This window comes from Ruegeria sp. F5 (genome assembly GCF_056533845.1).
Genome location: NZ_JBQFOU010000004.1, coordinates 351,372 through 367,677 on the forward strand (window position 1 = coordinate 351,372; position 16,306 = coordinate 367,677).

Sequence of the window (16,306 nt, forward strand, 5' to 3'; positions counted from 1 at the left end):
GCTCCTCCAGTTAGAAGTTAAAGAATGTTGCGAACGATGCCGCCTTCGATCCGGTGCGCAGAACCATTGGAGGCCGTGCTTGCTGAGATCGTGACAATCATGCGGGCGACTTCGTCTGGTTGGACAAAGCGTTGTATGAGCGATGTGGGCTCATCTGATTTGAAGTAGTTGTCCACGATCGTGTCGAGCGGCTCACCCTTTTGATCGGCGAGGCCGTCAAAATAGGCTTCGACACCTTCGGTCCAGGTTGGACCAGGCAGGATCGAGTTAACCCGGACTTTTGTCCCCTTTGTCAATTCTGCCATGCCACGTGTCAGACCTAACATGGCAGTTTTAGTGACAGAATAATGCACCATATGAGGTAGTGGTTTCACTGCCGCTTCGCTGGCCATGTTGATGATAGATCCCTTATCCCGGCCAAGCATGTCAGGCAGGAAAATTCGGCTCATCCGAACGGCGGACAGGACGTTGATGTTAAAATAGTGCACCCAGTCGTCATCCGTGAGATCCTCAAACGGCTTAACCGAAAAGATGCCGACATTATTCACCAGAATGTCTACGGCACCGCGAGCTCGCGCAAAATCCGCCAGTGTTTCTGCATCTGAGGTCTTGGTTAGGTCGGCAGCAATGCCCTCAACGTCGCCCAGAGATGATAGGTCGTCGACGCAGTCGGACACTTCCGCCTCGGTCAGGCCATGCACGATGACCCGCGCGCCCTCTTCCAGGTAGACCCGGGCAGTGGCTTTGCCGATGCCGGAACCTGAGCCAGTCACCAGAACCAGCTTATTTTTGAGCCCCAGATCCATCTCAGGCCTCCTTCTTAACGTTAGATGACTGCTGCGATGAAGGGCGACCGAACATTCGACCCATCAAGCCCGAAATTTCCGCGCGCCACATGTCTATGCCAACGGCCAACAGAATGATCAGGCCCAGCACGATGTTCTGAACCGAAGATGGCGCAGCGTTCAGGTTCAAACCATTCTGGACGATAACGATTGTCATCGCCCCCATCAGCGTGGCGAGGATGTTGCCGCGGCCACCTGCAAGGCTGGCTCCGCCGACAACAGCAGCGGCAATGGCCTGAAGTTCCAAGGTCTGGCCATAGTTGGGCGAACCAGAGTTGAGGCGCGCTGACATCAGGATCGCACCAACCGCAGTCATGAAACCCGCGATGACAAATGTCGTCGTCTGAACTTTACGTACGTTGATACCCGTCAGAACGGCAGCGGCTGGATTGCCACCCACGGCATAGATCTCACGGCCGAGTTTCGTAAAGTTCATTGTGAACGCGGCAAGGACGTAGAAGAACACGAGGTAGAAGAAAGGCATCGGAACGCCGAACAGCTTGCCGTAAAATATTGGCTCCAGCGCCGGATCCAGCGAAAAGATCGGCGATCCATTGTTGAAGGTCAGGGCAAGGCCCCTGAAGGCAATCAACGCCGCCAGTGTTGTGATGAAAGAAGGGATACGCCCATAGGCTGTTATCAGCCCAATGAACAGACCAAGCAATCCGCCCATGAGGAGAATGAGTGGCAACGACAGAACCAGTGGAATGCCGACAAATTTCAACATCTGCGCAAGGATCATGGTCAGCAAAGCCACCATAGACCCGGAACTCAGATCAATGCCCGCAGCGAAGATCACGATCGTAGACCCGATCGCGATCAAGGCCACGATGCTTACCTGTAGCGACAGGTTAGAAAGGTTGCCCGGATTCAGGAAGCGTTCGGTCGTAAGGGCCACGATCAGTGCGACGATCACCATTGCTGCGAATGGTCCGATCAACTGGGTGTCAAAGATCCGCTTCATGCGAAAGCCTCCTTAGGCTTGGATTGGGGGGTGTCGGCGGACGCGCGAACAAGATCGTCATGAGTAAGGTCGGATGCATCGACCGTGCGCACTATCGTTCCATGCTGCACGACGGCAATCCGATCGCTCATCGCAAGCAACTCATCATGGTCTGAACTGATTAGAATGATCGATTTTCCCGCCCGCGTGAGCCTGTTAATCAGCTTGTAAACAGCGATCTTAGCGCCGATATCGATCCCCTGCGTCGGCTCATCAAGGATCAGAATGTCCGAGGCTGAGAACAGCCAGCGTGCAATTACAATCTTCTGCTGGTTACCACCAGACAAGAAGTTGACCGTCTTTTCCTCAGCCTGGGTCGAGATTTCCAGATCGCGGATCAGGTCATGGGTGGCTTGCTCTTCCGCCTTGAGATTCAAAACACCGAACCGGCTTAGCCCGCCGAGGGACGCTGCGGTGACGTTCCCGCTTGCGCGGAAATTGAAGAACAACCCATCAAACTTTCGGTTCTCTGGAACAAGCGCCAAACCCGCACGGATCGCATCAATTTCCCGGCGAAAGCGAACTGGTTTGCCGTTCAGTGATATCTGCCCGGCGGTTAGCTCATCTGTCCCGAATAGGGCGCGGGCAATCTCCGTGCGGCCACTGCCCAATACACCACCCAAGCCCAGAACTTCACCCCGGTGCAACGAAAACGATACATCTTTCACGCCCGAATGGGTGGCCAGACCCGCCGCCTCTAGCACAATATCCTTGGTCGCGTTCTGCTCCTTCGGATAATGCTCACCAATGTCCTCACCGACCATTGCGCTGACAATCTCAGAGACGTTGATCTTGGTTTCGCCACTTGCACGCACAACACAGCCGTTGCGTAGGATCGTCACTTCATCAACGATCCGTTCAACCTCATCCAGCCTGTGCGACACATAGAGAATAGCGGTGCCGCGCTCACGCATATTACGCAGTAGCTGGTGCAGGCGCTCAATTTCATCCTCACCCAATGCCGCTGTCGGCTCATCCAGAATGATCATGCGGGCGTCCATCGCGACGGCTTTCGCGATCTCGACCAGTTGTTGCTCGCCTACCGATAGCGAGCCGGTGATGGTCTCGGGAGAAACATCGACATCCATTTCCGCCAGAACGCGAGCGGCTTCGTTGTGGACCTTGGTCCAGTCGATCACACCAAAGCGGGACCGAGGCATATTGCCAAGGAAGATGTTCTCGCCAACCGACAAGGCGGGTACGATCGAGAATTCCTGAAAAACTGTTGCGACACCCAATTCACGTGCCGCCTGCGGGTCGCTGATCGTGACCGGCTTGCCATTGTGCAGGATTTGACCGCTATCGGGTTGCTGCACGCCGGACAGAGTCTTGATCATAGTCGACTTGCCACAGCCATTTTCACCCAGCAGCCCATGTATGGAACCGGGCATAAGCCGGATGCAAACCTTGTCATTCGCCAAAACCCCAGGATAGGCCTTGGTGATATCGACAAACTCCCAAAGTGGCGCTGCGGGTGTCATTGCGATTGCCTCGACAAAAGTGAAACTCGGTTGAGTTGCGACCCGGCAGCACGCGCACGCGCCACCGGGAAGCGGGGAGAAATCTCAGTACTCTTTGGACGGCTGCGGGAAGAGCTTTTCTGGCTCTTGCAGCACGCTTATCGCTCCGTCTTTGTCTTCAATTGATGTGGGCGTTTCGATCCACCCGCCGGGATAGGACCCGTTGAGCGCATCAATGGTTGCGTGCATAGCCGCTTTACCCATCAAGAACGGTGAGGTGTTGACGGTTGCCGTGATGTTGCCAGCCGCAATTTCTTCAAGGCCGGACGTGTCGCCATCATTACCCAAAAGGACGATGTCACTGCGGCCAAGCGCTTTCGCCGCAAAAGATGCCCCGATGATCATGTAGTCGTTCGCCGCAAAGATCATGTCGAGATCGGGGTTCGACTGCAGGATATCCATGCCAGCTGTGTTGCCGCCTTCAACGTTCCATTTACCGTCAATAGACACCACAACGTCGAAGTTTTCGTTGCCCTCGATACCGTCGAGGAAGCCGCCCACCCGCTCGGTCGAGTGATAGCCAGGCTGCCCTTCGATGATGCCTACTTTCAACGGTTGATCACCATAAGTCTCAATGGCCCAATCAGCGATAGCATGCGTACCGTTCCGCTGAGAGTACCCGACAACGCCATGAATGGGTGTCGGGAAGTTCGGGATGTCCGAGTTGATCATCAAAACTGCCATGCCCTTGTCGACGGCCTGCTTAAGCAGTGGTGCGGCAGCAAATTCATCGTGTGTACCAAAGATGATCGCATCCACATCCTGCGTCAGCACATCCTGGATCATACCCATCTGGCCGTTGATGTCCGCACCGGACTGGGGCGCAAGCATGAAGACTTCGACCCCGGCCTCAGCAGCAACCGCTTTGATACCTTCACCGATGGCGATGTAGTAGTTGAACTCGGTCGCCGGCGGCATATACGCGATCCGGAATGTATCGTTCTTGGGTTCTATTGCATCGATTGGCGCTTGTGCCCCGTCCTCAAGTGGAACCGGTGTTGGATAATTTTCCGCCAGAGCGACCGTTGCCAGCGTGGCGAACCCCGCGGCAAGCGTAGTGGTGAAAAGCGTTTTCAACATAGTTTTCTCCTCCAGAATTTCGTTGGTTATCCTTTGAATGGCGCGTCGATCACGCCACGAACGCCGGGTTTCACAGCAAAGAGGCCGCCGGATTCCGGTTCTTTTGTTAAAGCTGCTTCGTCACTCATCAGCCTTGAGGTCGTGATGAACAGCGTGTCGAGATCAGGGCCACCGAAAGCGCAACAGGTGGGCTTCCAGACCGGCACCTCGAGCACGCGATCTATCGTGCCATCAGGTGCGATGCGAACAACGCGATGGCCTTCCCATTCGGCGTTCCAGACGCCCCCTTCGGCATCGACACAGGACCCATCAGGCAAGCCGGGCTCATCATTGAAAGAAGCGTGCCGCCGACGGTTCGAAACGGTTCCACTGCGGGTGTCGTAATCAAATGCGACGATTTCCCGATCCGGAGTATCCGCGAAGAACATCGTCTCACCGTCGGATGTAAAGCAAGTCGAATTGGCGCAAGACACTCCTTCGATAATCGTCCGCACACTCAAGTCTTTATCGACGAGGATGACTGACGAATCGGCCTTACCAGAAACTTCGTTCATGCCTCCAACAATCAATCGCCCCTGGCGATCGGTTCGCCCGTCGTTCAGCCGTGTCTCCGGATTGTTCGGCTCGAATCGTGCCACGAGGGTTTCCTCGCTATTGGGCGAATCGAACAAGACAACTCGATCAGCATAAGCAACAATCAGACCGCCAGACGCGCGCGGCGCGAAGCAACACACACGCTCCGGCATCTCATGAGAGGCAGCTTCTAACGTTGCAGCATCAAATGACCAAAGCGCACAACCTTCAATGTCGGTCCACCAGACAAGACCATCGGCGGGATTCCAGAAAATCCCTTCCCCGTGCTGGTTCTTACAATCGACGACCAACTCTGCGCGCACTTTTTGATCTCCTAAGTACATTCTGATATCTGATATACCAGCTTGCCTAATCTGGTGTATCAGATATCTTGCATCTGGCAACACCTTTTTTTGGAGATATCCTCAGATGGCGCTTGAGAGACCCAAGTCTTTGCGTGAACTCGCACTGGAACATTTGCGGAATAGTATTATCGATGGCTCCCTGAAAATGGGTCAGGTTTTGTCGGAGCGAAAAATCTCCGAAGAGTTGGGCGTATCGAAATCGCCAGTCCGCGAAGCACTCGCTCAATTACGTGACGAAGGGTTGGTCAGTATCGAGCCTCAAAAAGGCGCACGCGTTTTTTCGCTGTCTGAGCCGGAAGTGACTCAGATCTGCGATTTCAGACAGGCTATCGAAACTGCCGCCTTTGAACTTGCGTTGTTGCGGAACCCGGAAGGTCTTGCCGGCGACATGCAGCGTGTCGTGAAGGACATGGAGAAAGAACGCAGGCGAGGTAATGAAAAGGGCTACCTTTCACTGGATACCGCATTTCATCAATTGATTTTTGAACATGCAGGTAACGACTACCTGACGGCCAGCTATACACGCTACATCGGTAAGATTGCCGCATTGCGAACCCATTTGGCGAAGCTGCCACAGCATACTGAGCTCTCCTTCGATGAGCATTCGAAAATCGCTATTGCAGTTCGCGAAGGCGACATGGCCAAAATCAAATCTCTTCTCACTGCGCATATTGACCGCACCAGACAAGCCTACAAAAGCGCCGCCATCGTCCTCGAAGGAGCGACCGCATCCTAGCAAAAACGTAGCTTCGTTGTGACGGGGGCGGGCCAAAACGACGCCGCCCCTTTCTTTTGGGCACCTCCCGGGTTTTTCTTTTTCAGTTGACATCTGAGATATCAGATGCCAATCAAAAGGCGGGAGGAAGCTTGTATGACGCCAGTAATGAAGCCTGATTCACCAGGGCTACAGCCACTGATCCAGCTGGATCGGGTTGGCAAAAGCTTCGGCACGAACATTGTTTTGGATGGCGTCGACTTTGAATTGAGACCCGGCGAAGTTCACGCGCTTTGTGGGGAAAACGGCGCCGGAAAATCCACCTGTCTCGGCCTGTTTTATGGGCTTCACCAACCCTCTGCTGGGCGTATCCTGTGCGACGGCAAGGAACAGCGAGTCGAAAGCCCATCGCACGCGCAATCCCTGGGCATCGGCTGTGTTTTCCAAGAGCTCAGCCTCGCTGGCGCGCTCTCTGTTGCGGAAAACATCTACGCGGGCCGCGTACCCACCCGGTTCGGCGTAGTTGACTGGCCCGAACTGCGCCGCCGAGCGGAGGCGTTGCTGGCGGAATTCGGTCTGGATATCGACGTCTCAACACCCGTGGAAAACTTGCCGATCAGCTCCCGCCAGATTGTTGAAATCGCCAAGGCTCTGTCGTTGAATTCCCGCGTCCTTTTGCTGGATGAACCGACATCTGCATTGGCACCCGACGAAGTAGAGGCACTATTCGAAGTCCTAAAGTCCCTGACAAAAAAAGGGATTGGCATCGTCTATGTCAGCCACCATATGGCCGAGATTTTCCAGACCTCGGATCGCATTACCGTTTTGCGAGATGGGCGACACATCAGCACTTTACCGGTTTCGGAAACTTCTCAGGAACAAGTCGTTGCCGAGATGATCGGCGGCGCTCACCCCGGTGATGTCACGCGGTCAGGCAAGATTAACGGCGAAGAGGTTTTGCATGTCCAACACCTAACCCATCCAGGTGAATTCGAAGACATTTCTCTCTCCATTAAAGCCGGAGAGATTGTAGGCATGGCGGGGTTGATGGGCGCTCGCCGTAGCGAGATTGTTCGATCGATTGTCGGGCTGATGCATGGCGCGACCGGGGAGATCAGACTTCACGGCAAACCTGTTAACTTTGCGTCCTTGCGGCAGGCGATGCGTGCTGGGGTCGGGTTTGTTCCCGAAGAACGCAAGACTGAAGGCCTCTTTCTGGAACAATCACTCAGCGACAACCTGATCGCGGCCAGTCTTTCCGATCATGCGTCTGCTGGGTTCATGCGTTCGGGCTCGATCAAAGCAGCCAGCCAAACAGCCATTGACGCCTTCAGTGTCAAAACCAGCGGGATTAACGAACTTGTTGGTGATCTCTCAGGGGGCAATCAGCAAAAGATTATGTTGGCCAAGTGGCTCAAACGCGCGCCAGCTCTTCTGATCATTGAGGAGCCCACAAAAGGGGTCGATGTCGGAGCCAAATTCCAAATTCACAAGGAACTTTTGCGTCGAGCAGCCGAGGGAATGGCCATCCTCGTCGTGTCATCCGATTTTCCCGAACTTGTCTCTCTCTCGACCCGCATCCTTGTCGTCCACGACGGTCGCCTCATGGGAGACATCGCAGCCGCTGAGGCAACCGAAACCACGCTTCTTCAAATGGCCGCCGGAAATTCCGCCCCAATTGTTGATGCGCCCCAATCCAATCAATCAGGAGTCGCGACGTGACCATGACCGCTCAAGCCAACTTGCCCATGAAGCGTCCGCTGCTGCGCCGTGTTTTGCAAGCGTTTGTTGATATTCGTGAACTGACGCTGATCGTTCTGATCGCCGCCATCATCATCGTGATGTCCAACGTTAATCCCTATTTCCTCAGCTTCTCGAACTTTCGAGCCGTGGCCGTGGGCATGGCCCCCACCGCGATCATCGTGATCGGTATGGCGATCCTACTTGCATCCGGCGGGTTCGATCTTTCCGTTGGATCGGTTATGGCTTTGTCTTCTACCGTCGTAGCCATGCTGCTTTTGACTGGCATGCCAATTCCGCTCGCTGTGGTATGCGGATTAGTGTTGGGTGGAATTGTCGGGGTAGTGAACGGTTTGCTCGTGACCGGCCTCGGGATCAATCCGCTTATCGCGACCCTCGGCACGATGTCGATCGCGCGAGGCATCGCTCTTGTCCTGACCGAAGGTTTTTCTGTCTCAAGCCTGCCGGCATCATTTGCCTGGATCGGCAAAGCTGACATAGGCGGCTTTCCGGTAATCGTCTTGTTCACCATTCTGCTCGTCGTTCTGTTTGACCTGGCCGTCCGCCATACGCGCTTTTTCCGTCAGGTCTATTTCATCGGCGCCAATGAAAAGGCCGCGATGTTGTCAGGCATCCATGTCACACGCGTGCGTATCATTCTGTACGCACTGACCGGTATTCTGGCTGCTTTGGCGGGTGTATTGCTGGCCTCCCGCCTGATGAGCGGCACGCCCACGGCAGGAAACGGTATCGAACTTCAGGTTCTGGCAGCAGCTGTCATCGGTGGCGCATCCCTACGCGGCGGCGAAGGTACTATTCTTGGTGCTTTCCTCGGCGTCGTTTTCGTCGCGTTGATCAACAACACTATGACGATGCTGGCCGTATCGATCTACTGGCAGATGATCGTCATCGGCGGTGTACTCGTTACAGCGGTCGCCTTGGACATGCTGATCCGAAGCAAACGGGGCTGAGCCCGAAGCTTTCCAAAACTCAACAACAACTAAAGATCCAAAACAGGGAGACTACGATGACTGAATTGAATGTGAATCGGCGCAGGCTGCTGACAGCGGGCACCACCGCTGGATTGGCCGCAGCGTTCGGACTGCCCATGCTGTCCAAAGAAGCCATGGCGCAAGCGGCCGGCAAGGAGTATGTGTTCCTGTCCATCGTCACGCAGGTGCCGTTCTGGGTGGACTATCGAAATGCGATGGAAGACCTTGAGGAACTGATGGGCATCAAGGCCACATTCACGGGCCCGTTGGATTTCGACACGGCCGCACAAGCACGCCAATTGGATGAACTGATCGCAAGACGTCCCGCAGGCATCCTTATCTTCCCCGGTGATCCGGCCACTCTGGCCCCCGGCGTCGAACGTGCGGTTGAGGCCGGTATTCCTGTCACATGTTGTATTGGCGACATTCCCGACAGTCCCCGGTCCACATTCCTTGGTATCAACGGCGTTCAGGCAGGACGTGTCGGCGGCGAAATGCTGGCGCAAGCGATTGGCGGTAAGGGCAAAGTCATTCTCGGCACTTTCCCTGCCCCCTCCACATTGGAGCGGGTCGAAGGGTATAAACAAATCTTTGCCGAGAAATACCCGGATATCGAGGTGGTCGACGTCGTCAACGATAAGGCCGACCCGTCCTATGCGCCGACAGCCTATCTTCAGGCCATTCAAGCGAACCCGGATATTGTTGGCATTGGCGGCACGGACGGCGACAGCGGCAAAGGCGCTGCAATTGCCGTGAATGAGGCGGGACGCAAGGACATCAAGATCGTCGCGATGGACCGAAATGATGATATGCTTCCCTATATCGAAGACGGCACAATTCACGGCGCAGTGGCGCAGAAATCCTATCTTGAGATCTTTCTCGCCTTCCACATGATGCATTGGCAAAACACTGACGCGCTGAAGGTCTTGCCCGATTGGAAGGCGGCTGGCATCAATCCTCTACCCGAGCGCGTAGAAACCGGGGTTATGCCAATTACTGCCGAGAACGTCGTCCAGTTCAAGCACACCTAAGCGATTGTCCCGGTGCATTCTATCGCGCCGGGAAAACGATAGGAGGGGTTAAATGTCGGACAGATGGAGCGTTCTTCACCTGCAGCAAAAGGATCTGCGGCTGACACTCCTGCCCGGCATCGGGGGCCGCTTATGGGATATAAACTTCCAAGGTCGCTCCCTCCTATTTCAAAACGCAGATCTCGACGGTTTGGATGTCGATGACACACGGCTTACTGATCTGCCCACACGCTCTCCACAATTTGGTTTTCCACTCTGGGGCGGCGAGAAGACTTGGATCGCCCCAGATGCATCCTGGGTAAACGGCGCTCCGTTTCCCGTGTTGGACAGCGGCTCTTACCAGATCACTTCAAGAAGCAGCAATCGTATCGACATGACCAGCGCATTATGCCCGACCTCGCACTTGTCATTGTCGCGCCGCATCACGCTGACCTCGGCGGAAAGCTGGGAAATAGAACACATCGTGGTCAACCATGGGACCTCCTCGCGCCTGACCGGCATTTGGTCAGTCATGATGCTTAACACCCCCACCAAGGTCGGTGTCGAATTGGAAGACCCTGCATTTTATCCTGTTTTTGGCTCTGCCGAAGGGATGATAGCTACGCACGGCAAAGGCATTGTCGTGGATTGCAACAGACAGCAGGAATTCAAGGTCGGGCTACCGAACCCCAACGGTCGTACATTGGTACGGAGCGGCGCTGATGCCCCGTTGCTAATGTGCTCGGTACCAGAACCTCAAAAGGGCGATCAATTTGCACACGACTATCCGTTTGAGGTCTTTAATTCAGCCGATTACGCCTATTGCGAAGCGGAGTGGCACTCCCCGGCACGCAAGCTCGCACCAAGTGAAACGCTGAGTTTTCGGCAGACGTTCCGCGTCTTGACGGATGAAGATGCAACCCAAATGCAATTGGGGTTCACAAACAACAAGGAGTTCCTGTCATGCATGTCTTGATTACAGGCGCAGGCGGGCATCTCGGCCGCAAACTCTTCAACGTGCTAGAAAGCGACTCCGATTACACCGTCTCTGGCATCGACATCCGTCCCGTTGATCATCCCGACATTCACACCGCAGACCTGTCCGACGACAGCAGTTGGGTCAGTTTGCTAAAGGGAGTGGACGTTATCGTGCATCTTGCCGGAGACCGAGAGCCTTCCGCCACTTGGGCCTCCGCGATCAAACACAATATGGATGCAACGCTTTCTCTCTATCACCATGCGGCAGCCATGGGCGTCAGCCGCGTGGTTCTTGCCAGCTCCAACTGGGTTCACGGCGACAAAAGGTTCACGCACGACGTTCTCAACAGCACGACACCACCAGGGCCAGTAAACGCTTACGGCATGTCAAAGCTGTTCTGTGAACGGACAGGGGCCTATTTCGCCGAGCATCAAGGACTGTCGGTCATCTGCCTGCGCATCGGATGGACGCAATGGACTCATGACAATCAGCCCGGCTCGCATATGGCGATGGGCCGATGGGGTCAGGAAATGTGGCTGAGCGATCGGGACTTTTTAGGCGGAATGCGCGCCGCAATAGATGCCAAGGACATTTCCTTCGCAGCCCTGAACCTAATGTCAGATAACCCGGGGATGCGCTGGGATATCACCGAAACGCGGCAAGCGATTGGCTACTCTCCAAAGGACGGAAGCCCCGCGAAAACAACAGTGGGCATTGTCTTAAGATCCACGCTGAAACGGCTGTTTGCAGTCCGACTCCCCAGCTATTTCACGACACGTTTTCCGGATTGGTAGAGTACAAGGTCCGGGCATTGTTGCGTCTCGCACAATCAGCTTTCGAAACCTCGTATCGAATTAAGAACTTAAAAAGATAAGCGTTTTCGTCTTCGCGGTCGACGGAGAGCGACATAACACCCCTGCCCCGCTCAACCCAAGTTCTTCTGACAATACCTCCGGAATTTTCGAACTTTTGTTGCTATGGATCGCACCAAATCTGGCATGCGCGTAAATATCTGAGTTCGCGCCACCTAAACATCGGATGCGGACATTTGTGCAATCTCCAGCATTCGGTACTTTGGGTTCAGAGCTGCCGTTCGCTGCGTTCTGTCTGAGTGACCGCCTTGCGGACAAAGCCGCCATCGGTTTCTGTATTCCCAATGTCCTTTCTCAGCCATCAAGACGACGTCGCGGGCTTGATCCGACGTGTTCAGGGACGCGATGTTTGGCGAAAGTTGATCCCCCAATACAAGGATCACGTCAGGTGCTGCCGCAGACCGTTCTCGCACAATTACTTGGGTGTTTTTACTTTGTGATGAACGGGTGGCGTGATCCGTCTGTTCACGGCAGGAGTGCCTCGATCTCATTCGTAATAGAGGCCGAAAGCGGATCAACGGTCGAGCTGAATGTTTCGACGACCGTGCCATCGGGGCCAATCAAGACCTTGTTGAAGTTCCACCGTGGCACGAAGCCTTCCTCCTCTTTCAAGAATCGGAAGAATTGGTGAGCATCAGGTCCAGTCACGCGTGTTATCACGCTCATCGGCAAATCTATGCCGTATTGTAGCGCGCAGAAATCTCGCACTTCTTCGTTGGTCGCCAACTCTTGTTTGAAGTCATCCGAAGGGACCGCGACGACAACCAATCCGCGGTTGCGATACCGATCGTAGAGGTCTTGAAGCCCTCGGTATTGACGGGTGAACGCACACTGTGATGCCGTATTGACCACTAGAACCGGTTGGCCGTGCCAATCTGACAGCGAAAACGTTCCCCCGTCGATCGAGTCAAACTGCGCATCAAGTTCAAAAGCCCGCACTTGTTTGCCCAACAAGATCAAGCCGCAAAGCACAATTACTCGCAACATTCTACGCCTCCAATTCTTTATTTGAATACGCAAGATCAATACGGGTGGATTTCATTTTGCGGAGATATCGCGCGCGCTGCGCGTTAAGCTCGATGGTCGCAACTCCAAAATTGAAAGTTTGGAGTATGCGAAAAGTAACTTCAGGCCCATGATCAGAAATTGCCCTAATTCTCAGTAGTTCTGCCAAAACGGCTTTAACCGAATGCACTTGATATCGGTCGTGTGTTGGAGGCCCGTCTGCCCAATTGTCAGAAACCTAAGCCAAACTCAGATGGATCCTGATCCTGCTTGCGGCCTAGCCTTCTGAAATCGTTCGATTGTAAGACAAACTCATGCGGATTGAGCCGGTTCTTACCGCACCAAAACCTGCTAAGCGGACAATTCGGAAGTAAAGCTGTAATTTTAGGTGAGCGACATCTCTCAGGAGAATGGATAACTAAGATGAACATTTTTTTGCGAACTGATTGGGCCTCAGACGAAGGTTGGAACGAAAAACGCGAAGGGCAAAACGCTGGAATGGGCATTTCGTTTCTTTTCAATGAAGTGACAGAATCCGGCAAAGGACCGCCGTTCCACAAGCACTCATATGACGAAGTTCATCTGGTGCGTCAGGGACAAGCTCGGGTCACTGTTGGAGACGAAGAGGCAGTTGTGAAAGAAGGCGACATCTTGGTTATTCCTGCAAATACGCCACATACGGTTTTGACTTCAGGAAAAGGACCCTTTGAGATCATTAGCGTCCATTTATCCGACAAGTTTACGATGGAAGTCCTTAAATGAGTTCATCCATTGTCCAAGAGTGGATTGAAGGGTTCAGTTCAGCCCTTCGCCGGGTGCTGTCTGACGAATTCGAACTCGTCTCTGGTAGGCCATTGAGGCTGTCCTTTATCTACCCGGTTCACTTTGGAATTGTGGGCGATATGGCGCTTGGCTTCAGGCTCATCACGCCACCCTACGGGCAGTGTCTGAAGATAGCATCGAAGATCGGAGGTTTAGCTATGCTGAAATCCATGGGGCCGAAAACGGTCTACCTGACCGGCATGTTGGGCGTTCTTCTAGCGACTATCGTTTTCCCTGAGATCGCGCTCGGCCTACCGCGGCGGATTGCGCCTGACCTGATCGGAATACGCTGATGATACTGCTTCGCGCACCTTTGCAACCGCCAGAAATCACCAAAGAAATCAGGGACAGATTCGAAACGGTGGATGAGGCCGATGCAATGGCTTCAGCCAAAAGAGTCACGGCTGTCGCCACAAAAGGCAATATCGGCCTGCCGGGTGAGATCATGGCAAAGCTGCCTGCCTTGCGGCTGATCGCGGTTTATGGAGTTGGTGTTGACAAGATCGATCTTGAACAAGCACGTGCACGTGGAATCGTTGTTACCACAACTCCCGACGTGTTGACTGACGCAGTCGCAGAAAACGCCGTCGCACTCATACTAGCGTCGGCCAGGCGTGTAGTCGAAGGGGACAATCATGTGCGAAGTGGTGCCTGGTCAAAGTCCAAACTTGGTCTCGGTTACAGCTTACGCGGCCGCACCCTAGGAATTCTTGGGTATGGCAGGATCGGTCGGCGGATAGGTGAATTGGCGCGTGGTTTTGGAATGACAATATTGTACACCGGACGCGCACCCGCAGCAGGAGAAGAAGATAAGTATCGAGCGACGGCAACCGCCCTCGCCCGCGATGCGGACATCCTCGTTATCGCCGCGGCTGGCGGCGCTGAAACAGCTGGAATAGTAGACGCCGAGGTGCTTGAGGCACTTGGCGAGAATGGACTGCTAGTCAATATCGCACGCGGGAGTATTGTTAACGAGGATGACCTGGTTTTTGCCCTGAAGGAGGGCGTAATCGGGGGTGCCGCGCTTGATGTATTCGAGAATGAACCGTCTCCGCGTCCGGAATTTGCGCAGATGAGAAACGTCGTGCTGACACCTCATCAGTCATCAGCGACAAAGGATGCGCGACAGGCGATGGGACGGCTTGTAATCGACAATCTCGCAGCCTTCTTCGACGGGAAGCCACTTATAACACCCTTGGAGCTCTAAAAATGACGCGGGTCGTATCTATTGGCGAGGCACTGGTCGAACTGACTCAGTCCGAAGGTTCTCCCGGGAGGTCTCGAAAAGGGCATGGTTGCGACACACTGAACACGGCGATTTATTTGGCCAGGTGCTCGGCCCGGGCAATGTTAAATATGTGACACGGCTTGGGGGACGACGCTTTGTGAGATTGGGTCCTGTCCAATCTGACCGGTGAGGGCGTAGAAACAAACTGCATAGCCAGTGTCCCCGCAAAAACGCTTGGATTGAGCACGATAGAATGCGATGAGAACGGAGACAGCTCATTCACTTATTGGCGCGACCAATCGGCAGCGCGTGGCCTGCTACAATTGTCTGCGCTTGAAGAAAACGCGGTTAGAAATGCACGGGCGTTGTTCGTCTCAACCGTAAAACTGGCGATTCTCAGTACAGACGCTCGGGCTCGTCTCCTTGGGCTGATGGAATACCTCAAATCTGACGGGCGCGACGTTTTCTTTGACCTGAACTACAGGTCGGTTCTCTGGGAAGACTCCGACTTTGCCCGAACATCGATCACTCGAGCATTGGCCGTTTCAACTTTGGCTTTGCCATCCCAAGATGATGTGTCTGAACTTTGGCAAGTTAAAACCCATGATCCGGCGCTTAAATCTGCGAGCTTTGGGAGCACCGAGTGTTCTCCTGAAGACAGGCGGCGGACCGATTTACTACTCTAAAGTAAACGAGACGCGACAATTCAAGTTTGAACGAATTGAATACCCAGTTAATACAATAGGTGCCGGCGACAGCTTTAATGCGGCGTTCATCGCCAGCCGTTTTTCCGAGCAATCAATAGAAGAGGCAGTCTGTTCAGGCCCAGCGCTGATGTCACGGGTAGTTCTTTCCAAGGGCGCCGTTATAAATCGAATTGAAACGGCTGTGGGTCGTGCAATATTGTTGTGAATTTTAGGTCGTTGACGCTCGCGTCACTACCAGGTGAATGACCTTAGGCATACCCAACAGCCCGCCAAAAATAATGTCTCTTGCCATTCACTTTCACGAAACCCTCGTCCAACCGCCACTTCCATTTCGATAATGCGCGCAGCTGCTGAACACGCTTCCGTCTGATCCCGGCAGCAAACATCGGGCCAAATCTGTTCCAAAAGTATCGGACGGTTTCGTGGCTCACGTCGATGCCTCGCTAGTGTAACAGATCTCTCGACATTCCGAAGCGATAGCGGGAATCGGAAGTACAGCATCACCGCAAGGCGGATGATCTCGGGATTGGTTATAAAGTATTTGAAAGAGGTAGGTCTGGTCATGGGCAAAAGCTACGCAACCGCACTGCCCGCTCAACCAAAGCTCTTCTGACAAGGCCGTGACCAATGCTGCATTTACCGACCAATGCCAGATTTCTGATCGAGATACCCCATTAGTTCTCTTCAGGTTTCGGCCGGACTATTAAGCACTTACAGCAGATGGGTTTGGATTGATTTGGACAGCCGCGATCGTTTCTGTACGTAGTTAGCCGTTCCTTTGGTTTTCTTTGGAATCCCGAAACCGTCGCGCCAGGTAATCCACGAACGCTCTGGTTTTTGGTGCTAGATT

15 protein-coding genes and 2 pseudogenes are annotated in these 16,306 nt (G+C 54.0%); 10 read left to right on the top strand and 7 right to left on the bottom strand.

All coding sequences use genetic code 11. The annotated features are described in order from the left end of the window. Positions 1-17: 17 nt before the first annotated feature. The 5 genes from ACR0K1_RS08795 to ACR0K1_RS08815 form a co-directional block, all read right to left on the bottom strand. On the bottom strand, positions 18-806 hold the full coding sequence (locus tag ACR0K1_RS08795) for an SDR family NAD(P)-dependent oxidoreductase (protein WP_480850047.1): 789 nt from the start codon (positions 804-806) through the stop codon (positions 18-20). A 1-nt stretch (position 807) separates the two neighbouring features. Continuing rightward, positions 808-1,764 (bottom strand): ABC transporter permease, encoded by a 957-nt coding sequence (locus ACR0K1_RS08800; protein WP_480850049.1) that lies wholly within the window; start codon positions 1,762-1,764, stop codon positions 808-810. 41 nt (positions 1,765-1,805) lie between these two features. Continuing rightward, entirely contained in the window at positions 1,806-3,329 is a 1,524-nt protein-coding gene (locus tag ACR0K1_RS08805; protein ID WP_480850051.1) for a sugar ABC transporter ATP-binding protein, read from the bottom strand. 84 nt (positions 3,330-3,413) lie between these two features. Then, entirely contained in the window at positions 3,414-4,448 is a 1,035-nt protein-coding gene (locus ACR0K1_RS08810) for a sugar ABC transporter substrate-binding protein (protein ID WP_480850053.1), read from the bottom strand. 26 nt (positions 4,449-4,474) lie between these two features. Next, positions 4,475-5,344: an SMP-30/gluconolactonase/LRE family protein gene (locus ACR0K1_RS08815; protein ID WP_480850055.1), complete on the bottom strand. Its 870-nt coding sequence runs from the start codon at positions 5,342-5,344 to the stop codon at positions 4,475-4,477. Between the two features lie 106 nt (positions 5,345-5,450). Between ACR0K1_RS08815 and ACR0K1_RS08820 the strand changes: the two genes are divergently transcribed. The 6 genes from ACR0K1_RS08820 (at position 5,451) to ACR0K1_RS08845 (ending at position 11,616) form a co-directional block, all read left to right on the top strand. Further along, positions 5,451-6,122, top strand: coding sequence for a GntR family transcriptional regulator (locus ACR0K1_RS08820; protein WP_170546594.1), 672 nt, complete (start codon positions 5,451-5,453; stop codon positions 6,120-6,122). Positions 6,123-6,227: 105 nt separating this feature from the next. Beyond that, a complete protein-coding gene (locus ACR0K1_RS08825) occupies positions 6,228-7,823 on the top strand; it encodes a sugar ABC transporter ATP-binding protein (RefSeq protein WP_480850057.1) in 1,596 nt (531 codons plus the stop codon). Between the two features lie 2 nt (positions 7,824-7,825). Beyond that, entirely contained in the window at positions 7,826-8,812 is a 987-nt protein-coding gene (locus ACR0K1_RS08830; RefSeq protein WP_174818509.1) for an ABC transporter permease, read from the top strand. Positions 8,813-8,868: 56 nt separating this feature from the next. Continuing rightward, the gene (locus ACR0K1_RS08835; RefSeq protein ID WP_010437236.1) at positions 8,869-9,864 is read left to right on the top strand and encodes a substrate-binding domain-containing protein; all 996 of its coding nucleotides are present in this window, start codon (positions 8,869-8,871) and stop codon (positions 9,862-9,864) included. Positions 9,865-9,916: 52 nt separating this feature from the next. Beyond that, complete coding sequence (locus ACR0K1_RS08840; protein WP_480850060.1) at positions 9,917-10,819, top strand: hypothetical protein; 903 nt, start codon at positions 9,917-9,919, stop codon at positions 10,817-10,819. Further along, positions 10,807-11,616, top strand: coding sequence for an NAD-dependent epimerase/dehydratase family protein (locus ACR0K1_RS08845; RefSeq protein WP_480850062.1), 810 nt, complete (start codon positions 10,807-10,809; stop codon positions 11,614-11,616). Before ACR0K1_RS08840 ends, ACR0K1_RS08845 begins: the two co-directional genes overlap by 13 nt. A 543-nt stretch (positions 11,617-12,159) precedes the next feature. On the opposite strand, the gene ACR0K1_RS08850 is transcribed toward ACR0K1_RS08845, so the two are convergent. Next, the gene (locus ACR0K1_RS08850; RefSeq protein ID WP_480850064.1) at positions 12,160-12,681 is read right to left on the bottom strand and encodes a glutathione peroxidase; all 522 of its coding nucleotides are present in this window, start codon (positions 12,679-12,681) and stop codon (positions 12,160-12,162) included. A gap of 441 nt (positions 12,682-13,122) precedes the next feature. Between ACR0K1_RS08850 and ACR0K1_RS08855 the strand changes: the two genes are divergently transcribed. The 4 genes and pseudogenes from ACR0K1_RS08855 (at position 13,123) to ACR0K1_RS08870 (ending at position 15,661) form a co-directional block, all read left to right on the top strand. Next, positions 13,123-13,461: a cupin domain-containing protein gene (locus ACR0K1_RS08855; protein ID WP_480617677.1), complete on the top strand. Its 339-nt coding sequence runs from the start codon at positions 13,123-13,125 to the stop codon at positions 13,459-13,461. Then, complete coding sequence (locus tag ACR0K1_RS08860) at positions 13,458-13,814, top strand: hypothetical protein (RefSeq protein ID WP_480850066.1); 357 nt, start codon at positions 13,458-13,460, stop codon at positions 13,812-13,814. The genes ACR0K1_RS08855 and ACR0K1_RS08860 overlap by 4 nt, the downstream gene beginning before the upstream one ends. Continuing rightward, a complete protein-coding gene (locus ACR0K1_RS08865) occupies positions 13,814-14,728 on the top strand; it encodes a 2-hydroxyacid dehydrogenase (protein ID WP_480850068.1) in 915 nt (304 codons plus the stop codon). Before ACR0K1_RS08860 ends, ACR0K1_RS08865 begins: the two co-directional genes overlap by 1 nt. Positions 14,729-14,958: 230 nt before the next feature. After that, positions 14,959-15,661: pseudogene (locus ACR0K1_RS08870) on the top strand (PfkB family carbohydrate kinase). 49 nt (positions 15,662-15,710) lie between these two features. Here the strand turns inward: ACR0K1_RS08870 and ACR0K1_RS08875 are convergent. Continuing rightward, positions 15,711-16,020, bottom strand: a pseudogene (locus ACR0K1_RS08875) (DDE-type integrase/transposase/recombinase); the annotation flags it as partial. Positions 16,021-16,306 lie beyond the last annotated feature (286 nt).